This window comes from Mesorhizobium sp. B264B1B, assembly GCF_020165765.1.
In the GTDB taxonomy this organism is placed as follows: Bacteria; Pseudomonadota; Alphaproteobacteria; order Rhizobiales; family Rhizobiaceae; genus Mesorhizobium.
Genome location: NZ_JAIUIS010000005.1, coordinates 303437 through 325039 on the forward strand (window position 1 = coordinate 303437; position 21603 = coordinate 325039).

Annotated in this window: 21 protein-coding genes; 8 read left to right on the forward strand and 13 right to left on the reverse strand. The window is 63.2% G+C overall.

Translation table 11 applies throughout. The features are described from left to right. Nucleotides 1-16: 16 nt before the first annotated feature. Genes betA through betI form a run of 4 tightly spaced genes read right to left on the reverse strand, consistent with a single transcriptional unit; the run spans nucleotide 17 to nucleotide 4793 of the window. The gene (gene betA / locus LB547_RS12980) at nucleotides 17-1669 is read right to left on the reverse strand and encodes a choline dehydrogenase (protein WP_140649132.1); all 1653 of its coding nucleotides are present in this window, start codon (nucleotides 1667-1669) and stop codon (nucleotides 17-19) included. 3 nt (nucleotides 1670-1672) lie between these two features. Beyond that, entirely contained in the window at nucleotides 1673-2680 is a 1008-nt protein-coding gene (locus LB547_RS12985) for a threonine/serine dehydratase (RefSeq protein WP_140520747.1), read from the reverse strand. Then, nucleotides 2677-4206, reverse strand: a complete 1530-nt coding sequence (betC, locus tag LB547_RS12990) for a choline-sulfatase (protein WP_140762598.1) — start codon at nucleotides 4204-4206, stop codon at nucleotides 2677-2679. The genes LB547_RS12985 and betC overlap by 4 nt, the downstream gene beginning before the upstream one ends. Next, a complete protein-coding gene (gene betI / locus LB547_RS12995) occupies nucleotides 4203-4793 on the reverse strand; it encodes a choline-responsive transcriptional repressor BetI (protein ID WP_140624499.1) in 591 nt (196 codons plus the stop codon). The genes betC and betI overlap by 4 nt, the downstream gene beginning before the upstream one ends. Before the next feature lie 188 nt (nucleotides 4794-4981). On the opposite strand from betI, the gene LB547_RS13000 reads away from it, so the two are divergent. Both LB547_RS13000 and LB547_RS13005 read left to right on the forward strand, forming a co-directional pair. Then, complete coding sequence (locus LB547_RS13000; RefSeq protein ID WP_140762595.1) at nucleotides 4982-6148, forward strand: acetyl-CoA acetyltransferase; 1167 nt, start codon at nucleotides 4982-4984, stop codon at nucleotides 6146-6148. A 26-nt stretch (nucleotides 6149-6174) separates the two neighbouring features. Then, entirely contained in the window at nucleotides 6175-7179 is a 1005-nt protein-coding gene (locus LB547_RS13005; RefSeq protein ID WP_140624501.1) for an asparaginase, read from the forward strand. A 12-nt stretch (nucleotides 7180-7191) separates the two neighbouring features. Here the strand turns inward: LB547_RS13005 and LB547_RS13010 are convergent, their stop codons facing one another. Then, nucleotides 7192-8568: a TIGR03808 family TAT-translocated repetitive protein gene (locus tag LB547_RS13010; RefSeq protein ID WP_140517948.1), complete on the reverse strand. Its 1377-nt coding sequence runs from the start codon at nucleotides 8566-8568 to the stop codon at nucleotides 7192-7194. Nucleotides 8569-8684: 116 nt separating this feature from the next. Here LB547_RS13010 and greA point away from each other — a divergent pair, with 116 nt between their 5' ends. After that, nucleotides 8685-9161: a transcription elongation factor GreA gene (gene greA, locus LB547_RS13015; protein ID WP_140494772.1), complete on the forward strand. Its 477-nt coding sequence runs from the start codon at nucleotides 8685-8687 to the stop codon at nucleotides 9159-9161. Nucleotides 9162-9170: 9 nt separating this feature from the next. Here greA and LB547_RS13020 read toward each other — a convergent pair whose 3' ends face one another. From LB547_RS13020 to LB547_RS13035, 4 genes are all read right to left on the reverse strand, one after another. Then, the gene (locus tag LB547_RS13020) at nucleotides 9171-9560 is read right to left on the reverse strand and encodes a type II toxin-antitoxin system death-on-curing family toxin (RefSeq protein ID WP_140517949.1); all 390 of its coding nucleotides are present in this window, start codon (nucleotides 9558-9560) and stop codon (nucleotides 9171-9173) included. Then, nucleotides 9557-9778, reverse strand: a complete 222-nt coding sequence (locus LB547_RS13025; protein ID WP_140494768.1) for an AbrB/MazE/SpoVT family DNA-binding domain-containing protein — start codon at nucleotides 9776-9778, stop codon at nucleotides 9557-9559. Before LB547_RS13025 ends, LB547_RS13020 begins: the two co-directional genes overlap by 4 nt. A 111-nt stretch (nucleotides 9779-9889) precedes the next feature. After that, entirely contained in the window at nucleotides 9890-12010 is a 2121-nt protein-coding gene (gene scpA, locus LB547_RS13030) for a methylmalonyl-CoA mutase (RefSeq protein WP_140762592.1), read from the reverse strand. Then, nucleotides 12007-13449: a methylmalonyl-CoA mutase subunit beta gene (locus tag LB547_RS13035; protein ID WP_140762588.1), complete on the reverse strand. Its 1443-nt coding sequence runs from the start codon at nucleotides 13447-13449 to the stop codon at nucleotides 12007-12009. The genes scpA and LB547_RS13035 overlap by 4 nt, the downstream gene beginning before the upstream one ends. Nucleotides 13450-13732: 283 nt before the next feature. Here LB547_RS13035 and LB547_RS13040 point away from each other — a divergent pair, with 283 nt between their 5' ends. Then, entirely contained in the window at nucleotides 13733-15271 is a 1539-nt protein-coding gene (locus tag LB547_RS13040) for a helicase HerA-like C-terminal domain-containing protein (RefSeq protein WP_140762584.1), read from the forward strand. 85 nt (nucleotides 15272-15356) lie between these two features. Here the strand turns inward: LB547_RS13040 and LB547_RS13045 are convergent, their stop codons facing one another. Further along, entirely contained in the window at nucleotides 15357-16181 is an 825-nt protein-coding gene (locus LB547_RS13045) for a L,D-transpeptidase (RefSeq protein WP_140553967.1), read from the reverse strand. Between the two features lie 202 nt (nucleotides 16182-16383). Next, nucleotides 16384-17046 carry a haloacid dehalogenase type II gene (locus LB547_RS13050; RefSeq protein ID WP_140517954.1) on the reverse strand — a complete coding sequence of 221 codons (663 nt, stop codon included), beginning with the start codon at nucleotides 17044-17046 and terminating at the stop codon, nucleotides 16384-16386. Between the two features lie 154 nt (nucleotides 17047-17200). On the opposite strand from LB547_RS13050, the gene LB547_RS13055 reads away from it, so the two are divergent. The 4 genes from LB547_RS13055 to LB547_RS13070 all read left to right on the forward strand — a co-directional run bounded on the left by LB547_RS13055 (nucleotide 17201) and on the right by LB547_RS13070 (nucleotide 20410). Continuing rightward, nucleotides 17201-18079, forward strand: coding sequence for a branched-chain amino acid aminotransferase (locus LB547_RS13055; RefSeq protein ID WP_140494756.1), 879 nt, complete (start codon nucleotides 17201-17203; stop codon nucleotides 18077-18079). A 173-nt stretch (nucleotides 18080-18252) separates the two neighbouring features. Continuing rightward, entirely contained in the window at nucleotides 18253-18855 is a 603-nt protein-coding gene (locus LB547_RS13060; RefSeq protein WP_140567666.1) for a superoxide dismutase, read from the forward strand. Nucleotides 18856-19012: 157 nt separating this feature from the next. Continuing rightward, nucleotides 19013-19450, forward strand: a complete 438-nt coding sequence (locus tag LB547_RS13065) for a c-type cytochrome (protein WP_140559431.1) — start codon at nucleotides 19013-19015, stop codon at nucleotides 19448-19450. Between the two features lie 9 nt (nucleotides 19451-19459). After that, nucleotides 19460-20410 carry a cytochrome c gene (locus LB547_RS13070; RefSeq protein WP_140559432.1) on the forward strand — a complete coding sequence of 317 codons (951 nt, stop codon included), beginning with the start codon at nucleotides 19460-19462 and terminating at the stop codon, nucleotides 20408-20410. Here LB547_RS13070 and LB547_RS13075 read toward each other — a convergent pair whose 3' ends face one another. Continuing rightward, complete coding sequence (locus LB547_RS13075) at nucleotides 20411-20800, reverse strand: SET domain-containing protein (protein ID WP_140494748.1); 390 nt, start codon at nucleotides 20798-20800, stop codon at nucleotides 20411-20413. Nucleotides 20801-20960: 160 nt separating this feature from the next. Beyond that, nucleotides 20961-21587 carry a LysE family translocator gene (locus LB547_RS13080; protein ID WP_140517957.1) on the reverse strand — a complete coding sequence of 209 codons (627 nt, stop codon included), beginning with the start codon at nucleotides 21585-21587 and terminating at the stop codon, nucleotides 20961-20963. Between the last annotated feature and the right edge of the window lie 16 nt (nucleotides 21588-21603).

Sequence of the window (21603 nt, forward strand, 5' to 3'; positions counted from 1 at the left end):
GTTGCACGATCATGCTCTATCTGTCGGACGCCTGCCAGCGGGGATTGATCCATGGTTCCTGGTTGGAAGGCGCCAGCGGCGTGCGGCCGAGAATGTGGTCGGAAGCCTTCTCGCCAGTCATGATCGACGGCGCGTTGAGGTTGCCGTTGGTGACGCGCGGGAAGATAGAGGAATCGGCTACCCGCAGGCCCTCGACGCCGATCACGCGGCATTCCGGATCGACGACGCTCGTGACCTCGTCGGCGCGGCCCATCCGGCAGGTGCCGCAGGGATGATAGGCGCTTTCGGCGTGATCCCTGATGAAGATGTCGAGGTCGTCGTCCGATTGCACGTGGCTGCCGGGCGAAATTTCCTGGCCGCGGAAGCCGTCGAAGGCCTTCTGGCCGAAAATCTCGCGCGTCAGCCTGATGCAGTGGCGGAACTCGCTCCAGTCGTCGGGATGCGACATGTAGTTGAAGTGGATCACCGGTTTCGAATTCGGATCCGGCGAGCGCAGCGTCACCGAGCCGCGCGACTTCGAGCGCATTGGCCCGACATGCGCCTGAAAACCATGCGACTTCGCCGCCGCCTTGCCGTCATAGCGCACCGCCGCCGGGATGAAGTGGTACTGGATATCAGGATAGTCGACGCCGGCGCGCGAGCGCACGAAGGCAGCCGCCTCGAAATGATTGGTGGCGCCAAGGCCGGTCTTGAAGAACAGCCACTGCGCCCCGATCATCGCCTTGGAGAACGGATTGAGCACCGAATTCAGCGTGATCGGCTTTGTCGATTCCTGCTGGATATAGAGTTCCAGATGGTCCTGCAGGTTGCGGCCGACGCCGGGTCTATCGGCTACCACCGCGATGCCGTTTTCCCTGAGATGCTCTGCAGGCCCGATTCCCGACAGCATCAGGATTTTCGGCGAGTTGATCGACGATGCCGCGACGATCACCTCACGTCGCGCCTTAACGACCTGAATCTGTTTGCGAGCTTCGATCTCGACGCCGATGGCGCGTTGATTCTCGATGATCACCCGTCGCGCAAAGCCCTTGACCAAGCTTACGTTTTTGCGCCCGAGCGCCGGCTTCAGATAGGCTGATGCCGCCGACCAGCGGCGGCCGCCGAAAATGGTCTGCTCCATCGGGCCGAACCCCTCTTGCCTGGAGCCGTTATAGTCGTCGGTCAGTTCGAAGCCGGCTTGGCGGCCCGCCTCGACGAAGGCGCCATAGAGCGGGTTTTTCCGCGTGCCGCGCCGCACGTGCAGCGGCCCACCACGGCCCCGCCAGCCGTCCTCGCCGCCCTCCGCATCTTCCATGCGCTTGAAATAGGGAAGCACGTCGGCGAAACCCCAGCCGGCGGCTCCCTGTTCGGCCCAGTGGTCGAAGTCGCGGGCGTGGCCGCGCACATAGACCATGCCGTTGATCGAGGACGAGCCTCCGATCACCTTGCCGCGCGGCGTCGCCAGCACGCGGCCGCCGAGATGCGGCTCGGGCTCGCTGGCAAAACCCCAGTCGTAGAGGCTCATATTGAGCGGGATCGACAGCGCCGATGGCATCTGGATCAGCGGCCCGATATCGGAGCCGCCGAATTCGATAACGATGACCGAGTGCTTGCCATCCTCCGACAGGCGATAGGCCATGGCCGAGCCGGCGGAGCCGGAGCCGATGATGACGAAATCCGCTTCAAGCATTGTTCATATGCGCCCATCGTTCATATGCGTGATGAAATCGGCGAGCGAGACATTGCCGCCGGTAGCCACCACAAGGACGGTCTTGCCGGCCACATCCACCTTGCCGCCGAGCAGTGCCGCCAGCGAGGCAGCTCCGGACGGCTCAAGCACCAGCTTCATCCGCTCGAAGGCGATTTTCATTGCCCGCCGCACCAAGGCGTCGTCGACAGTGATGCCGCGAACGCCGGCGGTTCTGACCGCCGCGAACGGCGCGTCGCCGGGCCGCCGCGACATCAGCCCGTCACAGATCGAATTCGGGGCGAGCGGCATGGTCTCGATGCTGCCATGCGCCAGCGAGGCGCCCATGCCGTTGAAACCTTCGGGCTCGACGCCGATGATTTCCGTGGCCGGCGACAGGTAGTGGAAAGCGAGCGAAACGCCGCCGATCAGGCCGCCGCCGCCGACCGAGCAGAACAGCACGTCCGCCTTCGCGCCCTTGGCAGAAAGCTGCTCCAGCGCCTCCAGCCCGGCACCTGCCTGGCCGGCGACGATTTCCGGATCGTCGAAGGGATGCAGCAATGTCAGCCCTTCGGTCTCGGCGATCTCGCGCGCCTTGGCGGCGGCGACTTCCTCACGCGCGCGCTCGCCGTGATCGGTAAGCACCACGCGCGCGCCGTAGCCTGCTGTGGCGTCGCGCTTGGCGGCCGGAGCGTCGATCGGCATGACGATGGTGACGGGAATGCCGAGCGCCTGGCCCGCAGCCGCCAGTCCTTGCGCGAAATTGCCGGAAGAATAAGCGACGACGCCCTTCTTGGCTTCGTCGGGCGACAGCCGCTTCAGCCGCCAATAGGCGCCCCGAACCTTGAACGATCCCGCCCATTGCAGCGATTCCGCCTTGACGAAGACGCGAGCGGCGCCGGTTTCCCTGGCGAGCGCCGCCGATTCCAGCAGCGGCGTGATCTGCGTCGCCTTGGCGGTGACCGCATAGGCTTGCTTCAGGTGGTCGAGTGAGGGGACAAGCGTAGTCATCATTCGCCTCGAGGATACCGCTTGCTCTCCTCGAGAGTGTCGAGGTTCATGTGGTTGCGCATGTAGCGCTCGGACGCTTTCTGCAGCGGCTGGAAATCCCAGGGGTAGTAGGCGCCGTTGCGCAGCGCCCGATAGACGACCCAGCGGCGCGCCTGGCTTTCGCGCACCGCAGCGTCGAAAGCGGCCATGTCCCAGCGCGCCCGCACCTTGTCCATGAACGCCGCGACCAGCGGTTCGTTGGCCGGATCGGCCGCGAGGTTTTCCCGCTCCAGCGGATCGGATTGGAGATCGAACAGTTGCGGCGCATCGAGCTCGCAATGGACGAACTTGTATCGGCCCTCGCGGATAGCCACCAGAGGCGCGTATGAACCCTCAGCCGCATATTCCATCAGCACAGGCGCGCTGCGCCGCTCACCGTCGATCAGAGGCAGCAGCGATTGGCCATCGGTCCATGGCGAGACGGCATCGATGTCGATGCCAGCGAGTTCGCAAAGCGTCGGCGTCACGTCGAGATTGGAAACCGGCGCTTCGATCAGCCCGGCCGCAACGCCCCTGCCGGCAATCATCAGCGGCACCCGCGCCGAGCCCTCGAAGAAGCTCATCTTGAACCACAGGCCGCGCTCGCCGAGCATGTCGCCATGGTCGGAGCAGAACAGGATGGTGGTGTCGCCAAGCATGCGCGTCCGCTTGAGGACGTCCAGGAGCTCGCCGAGCTTGTCGTCGACATAGGAAATATTGGCGAAATAGCCACGCCGCGAACGGCGCACCTGCTCAGGGGTGATCTGGAACGACGGATAATCGCTGGCGACATACAGCCGCTGCGAATGCGTATCCTGTTCGTCATACGCAATGAAATTGGTTTCCGGGTCGAGCGCCTGGCAATTTTCGTAGAGATCCCAGTACTGCTTGCGCGCGACATAGGGGTCGTGCGGATGTGACAGCGAAACGGTCAGGCACCAGGGCCGGCGCTCCTCATCATCCTGCTCCCGCGAAAGCTGGTAGAGCTTCTGCGTGGCGAGGAACACGACCTCGTCGTCATATTCCATCTGGTTGGTGGTTTCCGCAATGCCGGCCCCGGTCACCGAACCCAGATTGTGATACCACCAGTCGATGCGCTCGCCGGGCTTACGATAATCCGGCGTCCAACCGAAATCGGCGGGGTAGATGTCCGTGGTCAGCCGTTCCTCGAAGCCGTGCAACTGGTCCGGCCCGACGAAGTGCATCTTGCCCGACAGGCAAGTATGGTAGCCGGCGGCGCGCAGATGATGAGCGAAGGTCGGGATCGACGAGGCGAACTCGGCGGCGTTGTCATAGACTCCGGTGCGCGACGGCAACTGGCCGCTCATGAACGAGGCACGGCCCGGCGCACAGAGCGGCGAGCCGGTGTAATTGTTGCGGAAGCGCGCTGAGCGGGCGGCCAACGCCTTCAGATGCGGCGCGTGCAGGAAGTCAGCCGGCCCGTCCGGAAAGAAAGTTCCGTTGAGCTGATCGACCATGACGATCAGGAAGTTAGGGTGCTTGCGTGTCACTGCGTCTGCCGTCCGCTGAGTTTCGTTTCGAGATAGTCTTCGACCAATGCGATCGCGGTCGCGGCATCGGGCACGCCGTCCTTGAGCGCGCGCCGGATGTAGAGCCCGTCGATCATCGCCGCCGTCGCTTCGGCGACGCGGTCGGCCTCTGCTCGGGACAGGATGCCGGCCAGCCCGCTCATCAGGTTCGAATGCAGCCGCCGCGCATAAATCCTGAGCAGCCGGCGCAACGCAGCCGATTTCTGCGCCTCGACATAGAAGGCGAGCCAAGCGGCGATCGTTTCGGCCCGGAACTGGATCTCGGAGAAATTGACGGCCACCACCACGGAGACGCGTTCGCGTGGGGAACCGGTGGATTGAAGCGCGCGCCGCATGTCCGTGGTCAGTTCGGCCAGGATATGCCGCATCGTCGCGAACAGCAGCTCATCCTTGGCACCGAAATAGTGATGGGCCAGCGCCGACGACACGCCGGCGCGCCCGGCGATCTCAGACATCGTTACGTCGAGCGAGCCGCGCTCGCCGATCGCCGAGATCGTCGCGTCGATGAGCGCTTTACGGCGCAGTGGCTCCATTCCGACTTTCGGCATGCCGTTCCCATTGTTTCGGCGAAGATTATTTTTTATTGACGGGTCAATCAACAAAAATCCAGCCCGAACAACAACCGATTGTCGGCTCTGGCTCATCCCGCAGATTGGAAAACGGTTCACTATTGAACAATATTAAGTACTCAGGCCGCGATATGACGTGTTAGGATCCGCGGCAAATGGAGGTTGCCATGACCGCATGCATCGTCGGCTGGGCGCATTCGCGCTTCGGCAAGCTTGAAGGCGAAACGCTGGAGAGCCTGATCGTCAAAGTGGCAACCGAGGCGCTCGACCATGCCGGCATTGGCCCGGACGACGTCGACGAGATTGTGCTCGGACATTTCAACGCCGGCTTTTCCGCACAGGATTTCACCGCCAGCCTTGTCCTCCAGGCCGACGACCGGCTGCGCTTCAAGCCGGCGACGCGCGTCGAGAACGCCTGCGCCACCGGTTCGGCCGCTGTCCGGCAAGGCATCCGCGCCATCGATGCCAATGCCGCCCGCATCGTGCTGGTGGTCGGCGCCGAGCAGATGACGACGACGCCCGGCCCCGAGATCGGCAGGAACCTGCTGAAAGCCTCCTATTTGCCCGAGGATGGCGACACGCCGGCCGGCTTTGCCGGCGTCTTCGGCAAGATCGCACAAGCCTATTTCCAGCGCTACGGCGACCAGTCGGATGCGCTTGCCATGATCGCCTCCAAGAATCACAAGAACGGCGTCGACAATCCCTATGCGCAGATGCGCAAGGATTTCGGCTACGAATTCTGCCGCCAGGAGAGCGAGAAGAACCCCTTCGTCGCTGGCCCGCTGAAGCGCACCGACTGCTCGCTTGTCTCCGACGGTGCCGCCGCTCTCGTCCTCACCGACACAGCGACGGCACTGAAGATGCGCCGCGCCGTCACCTTCCGCGCCAACGAGCACGTGCAGGATTTCCTGCCGATGTCGAAGCGCGACATCCTGATCTTCGAAGGCTGCGAGCAGGCCTGGAGCCGGGCGCTCAGGAATGCCGGCGTGACGCTTGATGATCTCTCCTTCGTCGAGACGCATGACTGCTTCACCATCGCCGAATTGATCGAATATGAAGCCATGGGCCTGGCGAAACCCGGGGAGGGCGCGAGGCTGGCGCTGGACGGCACGACCGCAAAGGACGGACGGCTGCCGGTCAACCCGTCCGGCGGCCTGAAGGCGAAGGGTCATCCGATCGGCGCCACCGGCGTGTCGATGCATGTGCTGAGCGCCATGCAGCTCGTCGGTGAGGCCGGCGGCATCCAGGTGCCCAACGCCAAGCTTGGCGGCATCTTCAACATGGGCGGCGCGGCGGTCGCGAACTACGTTTCCATTCTCGATCGGATTCGGTAAAAGCGACCCGCATCCGCGGGGGCAACATGACAAATCCGGTTCTGATCGAAGTTCTGCGTGGCGCCATCGTCGAGAGCGCGCACCGAGGCGCGGTCGCGGTTTTCGACGCCGATGGCAGGCCGGTTCTCGAGATCGGCGACACATCGAGGCCGGTGTTTCCGCGCTCCGCGGTCAAGGCAATCCAGGCGCTGCCTCTGGTCGAAAGCGGTGCTGCCGATGCCTACGGCTTCGGCAACCGCGAACTGGCGCTGGCCTGCGCCTCTCATTCGGGCGAACCGGCCCACGTCGAACTGGCGCGGTCGATGCTCGCCAGGGCCGGGCTGGACGGGTCGGCGCTTGAATGCGGCGCGCATTGGCCGTCGAGCCACGACGCGACGATCGCACTCGCCCGCGCCGGCGGTTCCCCGAACGCCTTGCACAACAATTGCTCCGGCAAGCATTCCGGCTTTCTTTGCACCTGCGTCCATTCAGGCATCGAGCCCCACGGCTATGTCAGGGCGGATCACGCCTTGCAGGAAATGGTGCGCGACGCCTTGCAGGCGGTGACAGGAACTCGCCACGGCGCCGACGAACGCGCAACCGATGGCTGTTCGATCCCGACCTACGCGGTGCCGCTCAGGAGTTTTGCGCTTGGCTTTGCCCGCATGGTGACCGGCAGGGGCTTCGCGCCCGGGCGCGCCAGGGCGGCAAAGCGATTGTTGTCGGCTTGCATGGCCGAGCCGTTCTTCGTCGCCGGCACAGGCCGCGCCGATCTCGCGCTGATGCAGGCGGCGCCTGGCCGAATATTTGCGAAGGGCGGCGCCGAAGGGGTCCATTGCGCGGCGCTTCCCGAGCTTGGCCTCGGCATCGCACTCAAATGCGATGATGGTGCCGGCCGGGCCGCCGAATCCATGGTGGCCGCAATCATCGCCCGACTGCTGCGTGCGGACGAGGTTTTGGCGGCGAAGCTGCTCGAAATGGCGAATGCACCCATCGAAAGCCGGATAGGCGCCACGGTCGGTGCGCTCAGGCCGACGGCGGCACTGGCCTGAGACAGACGTTTCTCAACTGACGTGATTGCGCTCGACGGTCAGATGCGGAAAGCCGGTATCGGCTGACGCGGCGAGATCGCCCGTGGCCGGATCGGCCCAGCGCTGCCCGACAATGGCGCCATTGCGTGCGCCGTCGATGACATTGTCGGAGATGATGGCGGTTCCGGCACCGTCGACCACGCTGACGACGATGCCGGTGCCCGCTTTGCGGATGATGTTGCCGGTGGCCACGACGTTGCGCAGATACGGTCCCCAGCCGATCGACATGCCGTAGAGCGGCGCATTCTCGATGACGTTGTTGGACACGGTGGTGTCGGCCTCGACGCCGATGCCGACGCCGAATCCCGGCGGGTCGGCGGGGTAGGGGCCTGATGTCGACAGGTTGCGCACGATGTTGCCCGAGCAAACACCCATGCGTCCGCCTTCGTTGAAATTGACGATCGAGATGCCGTTGGCGGCACCATCGACGATGTTGTTGCTGATAACGGCGCCCTCGAACGAGAATTCGGAATAGACCGCCGTTTCGCCGGAACGCATGCAAGTGTTGCCCGATACTTGCAGATTGCTGGCGCTGTTGGCGCGGATGGCGGAGAATGCGCAGTCCGAAACAATATTGCCGGAGACGATCACGTTGGCGGCGCGGAAGGCATTGATGCCATTGCCGTTCTGGCCAGTGCCGCCGCCGCGCGCCGCGATGCGTTCGACCCGGTTGCCGGTGACGATGGTGCCGTCCTCCGCCGCTTGCCAGCGGTGCACGAGGATGCCGCCATTGGCGCAGTCGGAGACGGTGTTGCCTGTGATCGCCAGCCCTGCGGCCTCGACCGAATAGATGCCGGCGTCCGCCGCTCCGGATATTTCCGTGCGCTCGACCCGGCCCGCCGCGTGCTCGAGCGCCAGCCCGTTCTTGCCGCTGCCGGTTATCTGGCAATTATCGACGATGAGATGCGCCACGCGGCGCAGATCGAGCAGTCCTTGCGCGTAGTCGCCCATCGAGCGGTTTGAGCCGTCGAGGACCAGGCCGCTGAGCTCGATGTGATCGGCTTGTTCGGCCATGAACAGGTGGCCGTCGCCACCATAGACGATGCGCGTTGCGCCAGGCACGCCGGTGAGGCGCACCCGGCCGGGCAGCGTCAGGTTGGACACGACATAGGTGCCGGGCTGCAGGAAAACCGGCATGTCGCGATCGCTGGCCTCGCGCAGCAGCTTGGCGAAAGCCTTGCTCTGATCGTCAAAGGTGCCGGGTTGCACGCCAAGCTCGGTGGCGTTGATCGATCCGCGCATCGAGGCTTTCTCGACGCCGGGCAAGCTCGCGGCGGCTGCCTTGCCCAGCGAAAGCCCGAACACGGCAAAACCGGCTGTCCGGACAAGCAGCTTGCGTCTGTTCAACATCGGCACAGGTCCTGGCTTTTGCCCATCTAGTGGCAGGATTCGTGCCAGTCAGGCACCTGCGTCCCCGGCGAGGGCAATGACTTGTGAAGTCGTGAGGGCGGGCATAAGTTCAAGGAATGAGCAGAGCCTTTACCCGCGAGGAAGACAGCGAAAACGCCATCGCAGGCGTCGGCGAACGGCCGATCAGTCAACACCGCAACTTGGTGACGGAGCGTGGCCTGGCAATGATCGACGAGAATCTGGCCGATCTGCGCGACATATTGGCCAAAGCCGAGCGGCGGGGAGACCGCGAGCGCATCGCACTGGTATCTCGCGACCTGCGCTATTGGACCGCGCGGCGCGAAAGTGCCGAGCTTTCGGTGCCCGAGCCCGGGAGCGACGTCATCCGCTTCGGCATGGGCGCCACGCTCGAAGCCGACGACGGCAAGAAGGTGCACTGGAAGATCGTCGGCGAGGACGAGGCTGATCCATCGAAAGGCAGCATTTCCCATGTATCGCCAATGGCGATTGCTTTGTTTGGCAAGAAGGTCGGCGATGTCGCCACCGTCAATGGCAAGGAATGGGAAATCGTCAAGCTGAGCGCGGGCGGCTGAACCCCAACATCAGTCCTCGGTCTTCACGATGTGGTCGCGAAAGAACGCGACTGCACCCGCTTCATCGATCTCGCCGGCGGCGATAGCCATCACGAATTCATAAAGCGTGCCGTTGTCCGCCGTCAGGACCTGACCGTTGACGATCAGGAAGGCGCCGGCGGCGACAATAGCCGTGCGTTTGTTGCCGTCGACAAAGGCATGATTTCTGGCAATGCCGAAGACATAGGCTGCTGCAAGATCTGCAATCGACGGAGTGCCGTAATTAGCCTTGTTCTCGGCCCGGGCCAGTGCCGATTCAAGTGCATTTTCATCCCGCAAACCTTGTGCGCCGCCATGCCGGCGCAATTGTTCGGCATGCATCGCCTCCACCGCGCGGCGCGACAGGAACTCCCAGTTCATTCGGCGAGCTTCTGAAGCGCGACCTTGTACTTGTCCATGACCTTGCGAGCAGCTTCCATCTGCCGCTCGAAACTATCGTCGACCGGTTTGAGGACGATGTCCTTGTCTGTTTCGAGAACCTGAAGCTGATCACCGGCTTTGAGATTCAGGCGGTCGAGTAGCTCCTTGGGCAGGATCACACCTTCGGAATTGCCGATCTTGCGAATGGTGGTGTTCATGCTGGATTGCTCCTGTTGCAACGTCAATTATAACTCGACCGCCGCACCGTTGCAACAGATATTATAACTTACGAATGGGAGGAAGGCCCGGACACACTCGTTGCCGATAACTCAGGACGCCAGCAGCCGGTCGATCAGCCGCTCCGCTGCTTGCGGGATCACGGTACCGGGCGGGAAGATTTCCGCCGCACCCGCTTGCAGCACGGCATCATAGTCCTGCGGAGGGATCACGCCGCCGGCAACGATCAGCATGTCGCTGTGGCCGAGCCTCTTCAGCGCATCCCTGAGTTCCGGGATCAGCGTCAGATGTCCCGCCGCCAGCGACGACGCGCCGACAATGTGCACATCCTGCTCGTGGGCGAGCTTCGCGATCTCCTCCGGCGTCTGGAACATGGCGCCGACGGTGACGTCGAAGCCGAGGTCGGCAAAGGCTGTGGCGATCACCTTCTGGCCGCGGTCATGTCCGTCCTGTCCCATTTTGGCGACCAGGATGCGCGGCTTGCCGCCGGTCTTCTTTTCGAACGCGCCGATCTTCTCCTGCAGCCGGTCGACGGCCGGATTGTCGCCGAGCGCCTGGCGGTAGACGCCGGAAATCGTCTGCACCGACGCGACGTGGCGGCCAAAGACCTTTTCCAGCGCCAGCGAAATCTCCCCGACCGTCGCATTGGCGCGCGCGGCGTGGATGGCGAATTCGAGCAGGTTCTCGCCGCTCTCGGCCGCGCGGGAGAGCGCTGCGAGCGCATTCTCGAGCACCGCGACGTCGCGCGTGCCCTTCAGCCGCTGCAGCTTCGATAGCTGCCGGGCTCTTACCTCGGCATTGTCGATCTTCAAGACGTCGACTTCGATATCCGCACCGGGCCGGTGCGCGTTGACGCCGACCAGCACCTGCTCGCCTGAATCGATGCGCGCCTGGGTGCGGGCGGCCGCCTCTTCGATGCGCAGCTTGGGAATGCCCTTCTCGGTGGCCGCGGCCATGCCGCCGAGCGCCTCGACCTCCTCGATATGGGCAAGCGCACGCGCTGCCAGATCATGCGTCAGCCTCTCGAGATAAGCCGAACCGCCCCACGGATCGATGATGCGCGTGGTGCCGGATTCCTTTTGCAGGATCAGCTGCGTGTTGCGGGCGATACGGGCCGAATGATCCGTCGGCAGCGCCATGGCCTCGTCGAAGGAATTGGTGTGCAGCGATTGTGTATGGCCCTGTGTGGCGGCCATCGCCTCGATCATCGTACGGATGATGTTGTTGTAGGGATCCTGCGCCGTCAGCGACCAGCCGGAGGTCTGGCAGTGGGTGCGCAAGGACAGCGAACGCTCGTCCTTCGGCGCAAAATTCTTCATTATCAGGCTCGACCACAGAAGCCGCGCCGCCCTGAGCTTGGCGACTTCCATGAAGAAGTTCATGCCAACAGCCCAGAAGAAGGACAGGCGCGGGGCGAAGCGGTCGATGTCGAGCCCGGCCGCGACGCCGGCGCGGGCATATTCGATTCCGTCGGCAATCGTATAGGCGAGCTCCAGGTCCGCCGTCGCGCCGGCCTCCTGCATATGGTAGCCGGAGATCGAGATCGAGTTGAATTTCGGCATATGCCTGGATGCGTAGGAGAAGATGTCCGACACGATCCGCATCGAGGGCTTCGGCGGATAGATATAGGTGTTGCGGACCATGAACTCCTTCAGAATGTCGTTCTGAATGGTCCCTGCGAGATCCTTCTGCGCAACCCCTTGTTCCTCGGCCGCCACGATGTAGAGCGCCATGATCGGCAGCACCGCGCCGTTCATGGTCATCGACACCGTCATCTCGCCGAGCGGAATGCCGTCGAAGAGCTGGCGCATGTCGAGGATGGAATCGATGGCCACACCCGCCATGCCGACATCGCCGGCCACCCGCGGATGATCGCTGTCATAGCCGCGGTGCGTGGCGAGATCGAAGGCGACCGACAGGCCTTTCTGGCCGGCGGCAAGATTGCGCCTGTAGAAGGCGTTGGACTCTTCCGCCGTCGAGAAACCGGCATATTGCCGGATCGTCCACGGCTGCTGGACATACATGGTCGGATAGGGTCCGCGCACGAAGGGCGGCATGCCCGGATACGTGTCGAGTTGCGGCAGCCCCTTGAGGTCGCCCTGATTGTACAGATGTTTGACGGCAAGGCCTTCCGGCGTCATCCGCTGGCCCTTGATCTCGACCGGCGCCCGCCGCGGCGGCGCCCAGCCGACCTGGCTGAAATCCGGAATCAAGAAGCGGCTCCGATCGATTGATCGATGCGGACCGGAAACAGCGGCTCGCACATGACGATGCCTTCCGTGAACGCAGGTCGCCGCTCCGCGGCCAGCGTCTCGACAGCGCGCTCGGTTTTCTGCGGATAGAGCGTGGCGCCGACGATGGCGCGCTCGCGGGATCGGAAGGCGGCAGCACGCTGGGCGGCGGCGGTGCGAACACGTTCCTGTATGCGTCCGTCCTGAAGGCTGGACAGCACGCCGCCCTCGGCCTCGATCGCCTGCAACTCGGACCAGGCCGCTTCGCAGAGGCCAGCGGTGAGCGCTTCGACGCCACCGGAGCCGCAGGCGGGATCGGCGACCTGATCGATGTGGCTTTCATTGGCCATGATCAACTGCGCATTACGGGCCACGCGGCGTGCGAAAGGCGCCGGCAGGCCATGCGCGACGGTGTGCGGCAGGATGGCGATCGAATCGGCTCCGCCCGCCGCCGCGGCGAAGCAGGCGATCGTCGTGCGCAGGATGTTGGTCTCCGGGTCCAATGCCGTCATCATCCGAAACGACGTCTCGGCGTGAATATTGGCCGTCGAAGTCGGGATCGAGCAGGCTTCCTGGACGCGAGCCCACAGCCTGCGCAAGGCCCGGACCTTGGCCATCGACAGGAACTGATCCTGGTCGGCGCTCAGCGCAAACCCGATATGGGGCGCTGCGTAGACGAGCGGTTGCCGCGCTTTCTCGAACATCCTGAGATAGGAGACGGCCGAAGCGAGCATGATGCCAAGCTCCTGCGCCTCCGTGGCGCCGGCATTGTGGAACACCCGCCCATCCGCCTCGAGCAGCACGCCGGGCACGCCCATCGAAAAGAAATGTGCCAGCGATTGCGGCATGGATTCCTGCAGCGCCTCGATCGACATGCGCAACCGGCCGGTTCCGGCCAGGATCGCCGCCGGATCGATCCCGAAGGAGAGGTTGAGCTTTGCCGGATCGGAGCGGCGCTTGCCAAGGAACGCCACCAGCCAGTCGGCCATGGGGCGGCTCCATGGGTGGGCGTCGATCCGGATCTGGACGCGGTTTAACGGGATGCCGTCCAGAACCGTCTCCAGCGCCTGCGCCGTTCTCGGCAGGCCGTAGCCGAAGGCGTTCGGGGCACCTTCGAAGACGAGCGACAATCCCGTCGCGCCCTGCGCGACGTCCTCCAGCGCCTGGGCTTTGGCGCGACCAATGTCGGGATCGTCGATGCGCTGGCTGACGATCCACGGCGATCCGGGGTTGGCGCGCACGATCGGCTCGGCCGCCGCCGCGCGCTCATAAAGCGGTTCCACGCGGATGCCGTCATCGGTGTGCGAGACCAGTTTTTCCTCGAAAGATGTGCCGGCGAGCGCCTTTTCAGCCAGGGCCAGCCATCGCTGCCGGTCGGCATTCGGAACTTCGTTATCCCTGGTCAAGGCTCCGGCGCTCATCCACTGTCCTCGTCACTATGCGGCCGCATCAGCCTGGAGCACTTCAGTCTACGGGTCCCGGTGCGATACCGCAATGCAATGCGCTTCCAAGACTCGAATTCGATCCCTCGAGCGTACACCAGCCTTCGAGCACGAAGCATGAACGATTGCCAAACATGGGCAAAATCCGCAAGCTCCAAAAAAGGCCATTTTCGCTGATCGCCATTGTCGCTGTGCAAGGGCCCCACTATACCTTCGGGCAAGGGGCTGGTTTGATACACAGCAGTTTGCGGAGACCGGACATATGGCTGACGACACCATTTTCATAGGCGCCAGCCGCAAGCCCGACGACAGCTATCAGCGTCCCGAAAACCTGCTTTTGCACTATGGCAACCGTCACGGCCTGGTGACCGGTGCCACCGGCACCGGCAAGACGGTCACCTTGCAAATATTGGCCGAGGGATTCTCCAATGCCGGCGTGCCGGTGTTCTGCGCCGACATCAAGGGCGATCTCTCCGGTATAGCCATGATCGGCACGGCGCAGGATTTCCCGGTCAAGCGCGCCGAGCAGGTCAAGCTCGACCCCTATGACTTTCAGGAATTCCCCGTCATCTTCTGGGATCTGTTCGGCGAACAGGGCCACCCCATCCGCGCCACCATCTCCGAGATGGGCCCGCTGCTCTTGTCGCGGTTGATGAATTTGTCCGAAGCCCAGGAAGGCATCATGAACATCGCCTTCCGCATCGCCGATGAGGAAGGCCTGCTGCTGCTCGATCTCAAGGACCTGCAGGCGCTGCTCGCCAATATCGCCGGGCGCGCCGAAGAGATCAGCGCCCGCTACGGCAATGTGACGAAACCCTCGGTCGGCGCCATCCAGCGCACGCTGCTGGTGCTGGAACAGCAGGGGGCGGCGAATTTCTTCGGCGAGCCGGCATTGCGCATCGCCGACATCATGCGCACCACCCGCGACGGCCGCGGCGCCATCAGCGTGCTGGCCGCCGACAAGCTGATGATGAATCCGCGACTCTACGCGACGTTCCTGCTTTGGCTGATGTCGGAACTGTTCGAGGAGCTGCCCGAAGTGGGCGATCCCGACAAGCCGAAGCTGGTCTTCTTCTTCGACGAGGCACATCTGCTTTTCGACGACGCGCCGAAGGTGCTGATCGACCGCGTCGAGCAGGTGGTGCGTCTGATTCGCTCGAAGGGCGTCGGCGTCTATTTCGTCACGCAGAACCCTCTGGATATTCCTGAGAAGGTTCTGGCCCAGCTCGGCAACCGGGTCCAGCATGCGTTGCGCGCCTACACGCCGCGCGAGCAGCAGGCGGTAAGGACCGCGGCCGAGACGTTCCGGCCAAATCCGGATTTCGATTGCGCGACCGTGATCACGCAACTGGGCACCGGCGAAGCGCTGGTTTCAGTGCTGGAAGCCAAGGGCATCCCGTCCATGGTCCAGCGCACGCTGATCCGTCCGCCATCGTCACGACTTGGGCCCATAACCCCAGCCGAGCGGCGGAAGCTGATCCAGGAAAGCCCGGTGATCGGTCAGTACGATGAGGGTGTCGATCGCGAATCGGCTTTCGAGATGCTGCAGAAAAAGGCCAAGGACGCGGCGGATGCCGAGGCACAGCAGGCCGACGCCGGCCGTTCACGCTGGACCATTCCGGGCTTCGGCAATGATGCTCCGCCGCCGCAACCCGGCGGCAGACGCCCGCCTCAACCGCGCCCGTCCAACCGCCAGACGGTGGCGGAAGCCGCGATCAAGTCGGTGGTGCGCTCTGTCGGCTCGTCGGTCGGCCGCGCCATCGTGCGCGGGATACTCGGGAGTCTGTCGAGGGGCAGATAGGGAAGCGCGATCGCGCAACGGCCATGCAGGGATAGGCTGATGTGGAGGTGAAGGCGGCGAGTCGCCGCATTCACCCTCGCTCCCATCAGAAAATCGCGTCGGTCACCGCTTTCACCGGGCCAAGCAGCACCGATCCGTCCGGCACGCCGGCATCGATCGGGATGGCTTTGTGATTCGCGGTCGCCACCATGGGCTGGCTGGCGTCGCTGGTCACGATGACCGGGGTCTTCGAAGGCACGCGATCATATAGGTCTATAATGTCCTGGTTCATCAGGCGCACGCAGCCCGACGACACCGACTTGCCGATCGAACGCCATTCCGGCGAGCCGTGCAGCCGGTAGAGCGTGTCGACGTTGCCCTGGAAGAGATAGAGCGCACGTGCACCGAGCGGGTTTTTCAGCCCGCCCGGCATACCGCCATTGTCAGCGCTGTATTGCCTCAGTTCCGGCTGCCGGGCGATCATCTCGTCCGGCGGCGTCCATTTCGGCCACTTCTGTTTCCACTGGACGACGGCATCGCCCGACCATTCGAAGCCGGCGCGGCCGAGGCCGACGCCGTAGCGGATCGCCTGGCCGCCCGGACGAACCAGATAGAGGAAGTGGCCGGTCGTATCGACGACGATGGTTCCCGGCTTCTGGCCGGTCGGGTCGGGCACGATCTGGCGCAGGAATTGCGGATCGATCCTGTCGACGGGAATGGCCGGCACTTCGAAACCGCCATCGCTGACGGCGGCGTACATCGTCACGTAGTCGGCGAGCGGCGGCTCGACATAGGCCGGTGGCGGTGGCTCGACTGGCCCGGACCCGGTGGTGGCGCATGCGGAAACCGCGATCGAGGCGGCGCCCAGGGCTGCGGCATTGAGAAAGCCGCGACGGCTCAGGCGATAGGATTCGATTTCGGCTGGGAACATGGTTGCCTTCTTTAAGTCTGAAATCGCAACAAAGCATGAATATGCCGACCGTTGCGAGGGTGCCTGATCAACACTTGGGCGCGATAGGCGGTTCCGAATCTGGCCTCAAGGTGGACAAACAAAGGCGAAGCTGTGACCGCGTCGCCACTGTGGCGCTACGGTCACAGGAGCGAAAACCAGGATTACTTTTGGGCCGCATGCGTTAGCCACCTGTGACAAGGGCATCGAGCGACGGCAGGATCAGGGCCGGTGGAAAATCTCGATACTCCTCCGGCTGGTTGGAGCGGTTGATCCACACGGTGCGGAAGCCGAACTTGGTCGCGCCGGCAATGTCCCAGCGGTTGGACGACTGGAAGGAGACCGCACCCGGATAGAGGCGCCAGCCTGTCGTGACCATGTCGTAGACCGACGGATCGGTCTTGAAGCGCCGTACCGCATCGACGGAATAGATATCGTCCAGCACCTGATCGAGCGCCGCGGATTTAACGGCTGCCTCCAGCATTTCCGGTGAACCGTTGGACAGGATTGCCAGCTTGGCGCCGGACGCCTTCAGCGCCTTCAGCACGGCGGGCACTTCCGCATAGCAGTCCAGCCGCCAATAGGCATCCAGCAATACCGCCTTGAGGCCGGGATCGGCAGAGGGCACCTTGTGCAACGCGAAATCAAGTGCCTGCTCGGTGAGTTGCCAAAAATCGGCATAGGCGCCCATCAACGTACGCACCCAGGAATATTCGAGTTGCTTGGCGCGCCAGATCTCGGACAGCAACTGGCCGTCCGGTCCGATGGCGTCGGCGTGGCGGCGCACGGCGGCATGAACATCGAACAGTGTGCCGTAGGCGTCGAAAACATAAGCGGCGTATTGCATGGCAACAGTTTTGAGGCGAGGCGGGGCAAGGTGCAAGTCTTGATTGCAGCGCGCCGTCTGTGGCCTCAACAAAACTCCCCGATGCTGGTTGACGACGCCGGCCAAAGCGTCATCCAATGCTGCAACACGAGATTGATCGGAACGGGACAAAGCAATGACACTGGCGGCTGCCGCACTTTCCGCGACATGGACTTTCGTCGACGGCGACTGGTACGAGGGCAATGTCGCCGTTTTGGGCCCGCGCAGCCACGCAATGTGGCTCGGTACCAGCGTGTTCGACGGCGCCCGCTGGTTCGAGGGCGTCGCTCCCGATCTTGACCTTCATGCCGCGCGCGTAAATGCCTCGGCGATCGCGCTCGGTCTCAAGCCTTCGATGACGGCCGAGAAGATCGTCGGACTGACCTGGGACGGATTGAAGAAATTCGATGGCAAGACGGCTGTCTATATCAGGCCGATGTATTGGGCCGAGCACGGCGGCTATATGGGCGTGCCGGCCGATCCCGCCTCGACCCGTTTCTGCCTGTGCCTCTACGAATCGCCGATGATCTCGCCGACCGGCTTTTCCGTGACGGTTTCGCCGTTCCGGCGCCCGACTATCGAAACCATGCCGACCAACGCCAAGGCCGGCTGCCTCTATCCCAACAATGGCCGTGCCATCCTCGAAGCCAAGATGCGCGGCTTCGACAACGCCCTGGTGCTCGACATGCTGGGCAACGTCGCCGAGACCGGAACCTCGAACATCTTCCTGGTCAAGGACGGCCACGTCCTGACGCCGGCGCCGAACGGCACCTTCCTGTCCGGCATCACCCGCTCGCGCACGATGACGTTGCTTGGCGAGTACGGGTTCAAGACCACCGAAAAGGCGCTGTCGGTGCGTGAATTCCTCGAGGCGGATGAGATTTTTTCGACCGGCAACCATTCCAAGGTCATTCCGATCACGCGCATCGAGGACCGCAGCCTGCAGCCCGGGCCGGTGGCCAAGAAGGCGCGGGAGCTCTATTGGGATTGGGCGCATTCGACGTCGGCGGGCTGATCCGTCCAGGCTTTTCGTCGCAATGCGCCCGGTTTCCGGAAACTGTGTGACAGTTCTCCGGAACCCGCTTAGAAAGAGCACCTGGCGCTTCACTTTTCGGAGTTGTCCGAACCCAATCCAGACCTATCTTAGTCCGGTATCGACACCGGATTTTCCTTGAGGGAGTACCTTCCATGGCTTTTGAATTGCCCGCTCTGCCTTACGACTATGAGGCCTTGCAGCCCTACATGTCGAAAGAGACGCTGGAATATCACCACGACAAGCACCACAAGGCCTATGTCGACAACGGCAACAAGCTTGCCGCCGAAGCCGGCCTTGGCGATCTGTCGGTAGAAGAGGTGGTCAAGCAGTCGTTCGGCAAGAATGCCGGCCTCTTCAACAATGCCGCCCAGCACTACAATCACATCCATTTCTGGAAGTGGATGAAAAAGGGCGGCGGCGGCAACAAGCTGCCGGGCGCGTTGCAGGAGGCTTTCGACAGCGATCTGGGCGGCTACGACAAATTCAAGGCCGACTTCATCGCCGCCGGCACGACCCAGTTCGGTTCCGGCTGGGCCTGGGTTTCGGTCAAGGATGGCAAGCTGGCGATCTCGAAGACGCCGAACGGCGAGAATCCCCTCGTCCATGGCGCGGCGCCGATTCTCGGCGTCGATGTCTGGGAGCACTCCTATTACATCGACTATCGCAACGCCCGGCCGAAATATCTCGAGGCCTTCGTCGACAGCCTGATCAACTGGGATCATGTTCTCGAACTCTACGAAAAAGCGAAAGCTTGATTGAGATTCAGAAAGCCCCGGCACTCCCGGGGCTTTTCTTTTTCTGTGCCGAGATCCCACAGCAAAGGTCTGCAAAATCGTCGGGGGAAGGGAATATTCCTCCCGCCACGTCCGTTAACGTCCTGTCCCGAAATGCCCTCATCATGGAGCTAATTGAATGAGAAAGCTTGTCGTCGCCATCTCTATGCTCGCGTTCGCCGGTTCGGCGGCCTTTGCCGACCCGATCCTCGACCGCCAGGCCCTGATGAAGGAACGCGGGAAGATCGTCGGCGGCCTGTCGAAAGTGGTCAAGGGTGAGGAGCCCTTTGATGCCGCCGCCGTACTGACTGCGCTGCAGGCGCTCCAGGCGAACGCGGAAAAATTCGACGCCGACGTCCTGTTCCCGGCGGGCAGCGACACGGGCGACACCACGGCGGCGCCGAAGATCTGGCAAGACATGGCCGGTTTCAAGGCGACAGAAGACAAGTATCTTGCCGACGTCAAGGCCGCGGTCGCCGCCGCCCCAGCCGACGTGGATTCCCTGAAGACGCAAATCGGCGTCATCGGCTCCGACTGCGGCACCTGCCACAAGGGCTACAGGGTCAAGAAAGGCTAATCGCCGGCCATGGCATGGCTGAGGAAGTTTGTCGGCGCCGCACTCGTGCTCGGCGGCGTCGGCGCGGTTGCCGCGTGGACGCTTTCGGCGCCGGTGAAGCTCGATGCGGAAACCCTGGCCAAGCTCGCGCCTGGTGACGCGGCCAGGGGCAAGCGCATTTTTTATGCCGGCGGCTGCACCTCCTGCCATGCAAAACCCGGTTCGAAAGGCGATGAGCGGCTCGAACTGGTCGGCGGCCTTGAACTCAAGACTCCGTTTGGCACGTTTGTGCCGCCCAACATTTCGCAAGACCCCAAGGACGGCATCGGCGCGTGGTCGGCCGAGGATCTCGCCAATGCCATGCTGAAGGGTGTCTCGCCGTCGGGCGAGCATTTCTATCCGGCATTTCCCTATACGTCCTACGCGCGCATGAAGCCCGCCGACATTGCCGATCTCTATGCCTTCCTGAAGACGCTGCCGGCGGTTGCCGGCCGAGCGCCGGCCAATTCGTTGAGTTTTCCGTTCAACATCCGTCGCGGCATCGGCTTGTGGAAACGGCTCTATCTCAGCGAGCAGCCTGTTGTGTCCCTGCCCGAAGGCGCGCCTGGTCCTGTGATTGCCGGTCGCTACCTGGTCGAGGGACCGGGTCATTGCGGCGAATGTCACACACCGCGTGACCTTGCGGGGGGGACAAAGAAGAGCGAGTGGCTGGCTGGAGCCACAGCCGCCGAAGGCAGCGGCATCGTCCCCAATATCACCTCCGGGGAGGGCGGCATCGGCGACTGGTCGCAGGCCGATATCGCCAACTATCTCGAAACCGGCTTCACGCCCGATTTCGATTCCGTTGGCGGGGCCATGGTCGACGTGCAGAGGAACATGGCCGAACTGGCGCCCGAGGACCGCGCGGCGATCGCGGCCTATCTCAAGGCGGTTCCGCCGCATCCGAACGGCTATCCGGCGCGCAAAAAACCGGCGAGCTGACTACGGGTGGCGATCGCCCAGGAAGTCGAAGCCCGCCGCGAAGAAATGATTGTAGTTGCAGGTCAGTTCCTCGCCGGCCGCGATGTCGCGCAACGCAAAGCTTTCCTCCGGCGAGGATACGTCGCAATTCGGCTCGTCGGCGTGGTTCATGTAGCGTGCATCGTCGGCCTCGAAGACGATGTAGTTCGGATCTCGCCTGTCCGGATAGGCATAGCGATCGAGATAGCTCTTCACCGGTCCTGTCTGGCTCTCATAGGTCTCGACCTCGATGAGCCGGTCGAATCTCGGATCCAGCTTCCAGATCATCGTGCCGCGGGAAATGGGATTCTTGGCAAAGACACCAATGCCCTGGATGGGGGATTTGTCGAGATAGACGTCGACGAGCAGCATGGCAGGCCCTTGTGCGATTGTGGGCTGTCATGGCCCGGGACAAAACGCGCCTTGGGTAGCGCGCGGGCATCGCAATTGCGAGCGAAAACCAGCAACACGGAATTCAAAAACCAATGATTGCCCGGCTCGCCGAGAAGGCCGCGCCGGTCACCGTTTCGCGTCAGCGCTGCTGAAGCGCCAGCCGCACGCCCAGGCCGCAATAGATGCCGCCGACAATCTTGCCCTGCCATTTTAACACCGTGGGATTTCGACGCAGGAAAGTGCCAAGCCCGCCTGCGCTCACCGCGAAAACCACTGTGCTGAAGAGGCCCAGCAGAACAAAGATGATCCCCAATACCGCCAGCTGGAGCATGACCGATCCGTTTTCGGGCCGGACGAACTGTGGCAGGAACGCGAGGAAGAAAAGCGCCGTCTTGGGGTTGAGCATCTCAGTCAGTATGGCTTGCCGAAACGCCTTGCCCGCTGAGATTGGGAACCTGCCGGCGGCGAGATCGGCCGGCGTCTTTTCCATGATCGCGCGAATGCCGAGATAAACGAGATATGCCGCACCGAGATACTTCACGGCGCTGAACAACACCGCCGATGCGGCGACGATCGCCGAGATGCCGACCATGGCCGTGAAGGTGTGAAACACGTCGCCGGCCGCGATCCCTGCGCCGGTTGCGATGCCGGCTTTGGTTCCCGAACTCGTTGCCCGCGCGACCGTCAGCAGCGTGGCGGGGCCGGGAATAAACACAAAACCGAGCACCACGGCGACATAGGTGGTCAATGTGGCCAGGTCGATCATTGCTCGCATCCTCCTC

What these genes read in the sequence shown, in the direction of transcription:
- LB547_RS13050 (WP_140517954.1), bottom strand. Translation starts at nt 17,046, where the DNA reads ATGCAATACGCCGCTTATGTTTTCGACGCCTACGGCACACTGTTCGAT.
- LB547_RS13020 (WP_140517949.1), bottom strand. Translation starts at nt 9,560, where the DNA reads ATGAACTGGGAGTTCCTGTCGCGCCGCGCGGTGGAGGCGATGCATGCC.
- LB547_RS13040 (WP_140762584.1), top strand. Translation starts at nt 13,733, where the DNA reads ATGGCTGACGACACCATTTTCATAGGCGCCAGCCGCAAGCCCGACGAC.
- betA (WP_140649132.1), bottom strand. Translation starts at nt 1,669, where the DNA reads ATGCTTGAAGCGGATTTCGTCATCATCGGCTCCGGCTCCGCCGGCTCG.
- LB547_RS13010 (WP_140517948.1), bottom strand. Translation starts at nt 8,568, where the DNA reads ATGTTGAACAGACGCAAGCTGCTTGTCCGGACAGCCGGTTTTGCCGTG.
- LB547_RS13060 (WP_140567666.1), top strand. Translation starts at nt 18,253, where the DNA reads ATGGCTTTTGAATTGCCCGCTCTGCCTTACGACTATGAGGCCTTGCAG.
- LB547_RS13075 (WP_140494748.1), bottom strand. Translation starts at nt 20,800, where the DNA reads ATGCTGCTCGTCGACGTCTATCTCGACAAATCCCCCATCCAGGGCATT.
- LB547_RS12985 (WP_140520747.1), bottom strand. Translation starts at nt 2,680, where the DNA reads ATGATGACTACGCTTGTCCCCTCACTCGACCACCTGAAGCAAGCCTAT.
- LB547_RS13035 (WP_140762588.1), bottom strand. Translation starts at nt 13,449, where the DNA reads ATGAGCGCCGGAGCCTTGACCAGGGATAACGAAGTTCCGAATGCCGAC.
- LB547_RS13025 (WP_140494768.1), bottom strand. Translation starts at nt 9,778, where the DNA reads ATGAACACCACCATTCGCAAGATCGGCAATTCCGAAGGTGTGATCCTG.
- betI (WP_140624499.1), bottom strand. Translation starts at nt 4,793, where the DNA reads ATGCCGAAAGTCGGAATGGAGCCACTGCGCCGTAAAGCGCTCATCGAC.
- LB547_RS13055 (WP_140494756.1), top strand. Translation starts at nt 17,201, where the DNA reads ATGACACTGGCGGCTGCCGCACTTTCCGCGACATGGACTTTCGTCGAC.
- greA (WP_140494772.1), top strand. Translation starts at nt 8,685, where the DNA reads ATGAGCAGAGCCTTTACCCGCGAGGAAGACAGCGAAAACGCCATCGCA.
- LB547_RS13070 (WP_140559432.1), top strand. Translation starts at nt 19,460, where the DNA reads ATGGCATGGCTGAGGAAGTTTGTCGGCGCCGCACTCGTGCTCGGCGGC.
- LB547_RS13045 (WP_140553967.1), bottom strand. Translation starts at nt 16,181, where the DNA reads ATGTTCCCAGCCGAAATCGAATCCTATCGCCTGAGCCGTCGCGGCTTT.
- LB547_RS13000 (WP_140762595.1), top strand. Translation starts at nt 4,982, where the DNA reads ATGACCGCATGCATCGTCGGCTGGGCGCATTCGCGCTTCGGCAAGCTT.
- LB547_RS13080 (WP_140517957.1), bottom strand. Translation starts at nt 21,587, where the DNA reads ATGATCGACCTGGCCACATTGACCACCTATGTCGCCGTGGTGCTCGGT.
- LB547_RS13065 (WP_140559431.1), top strand. Translation starts at nt 19,013, where the DNA reads ATGAGAAAGCTTGTCGTCGCCATCTCTATGCTCGCGTTCGCCGGTTCG.
- LB547_RS13005 (WP_140624501.1), top strand. Translation starts at nt 6,175, where the DNA reads ATGACAAATCCGGTTCTGATCGAAGTTCTGCGTGGCGCCATCGTCGAG.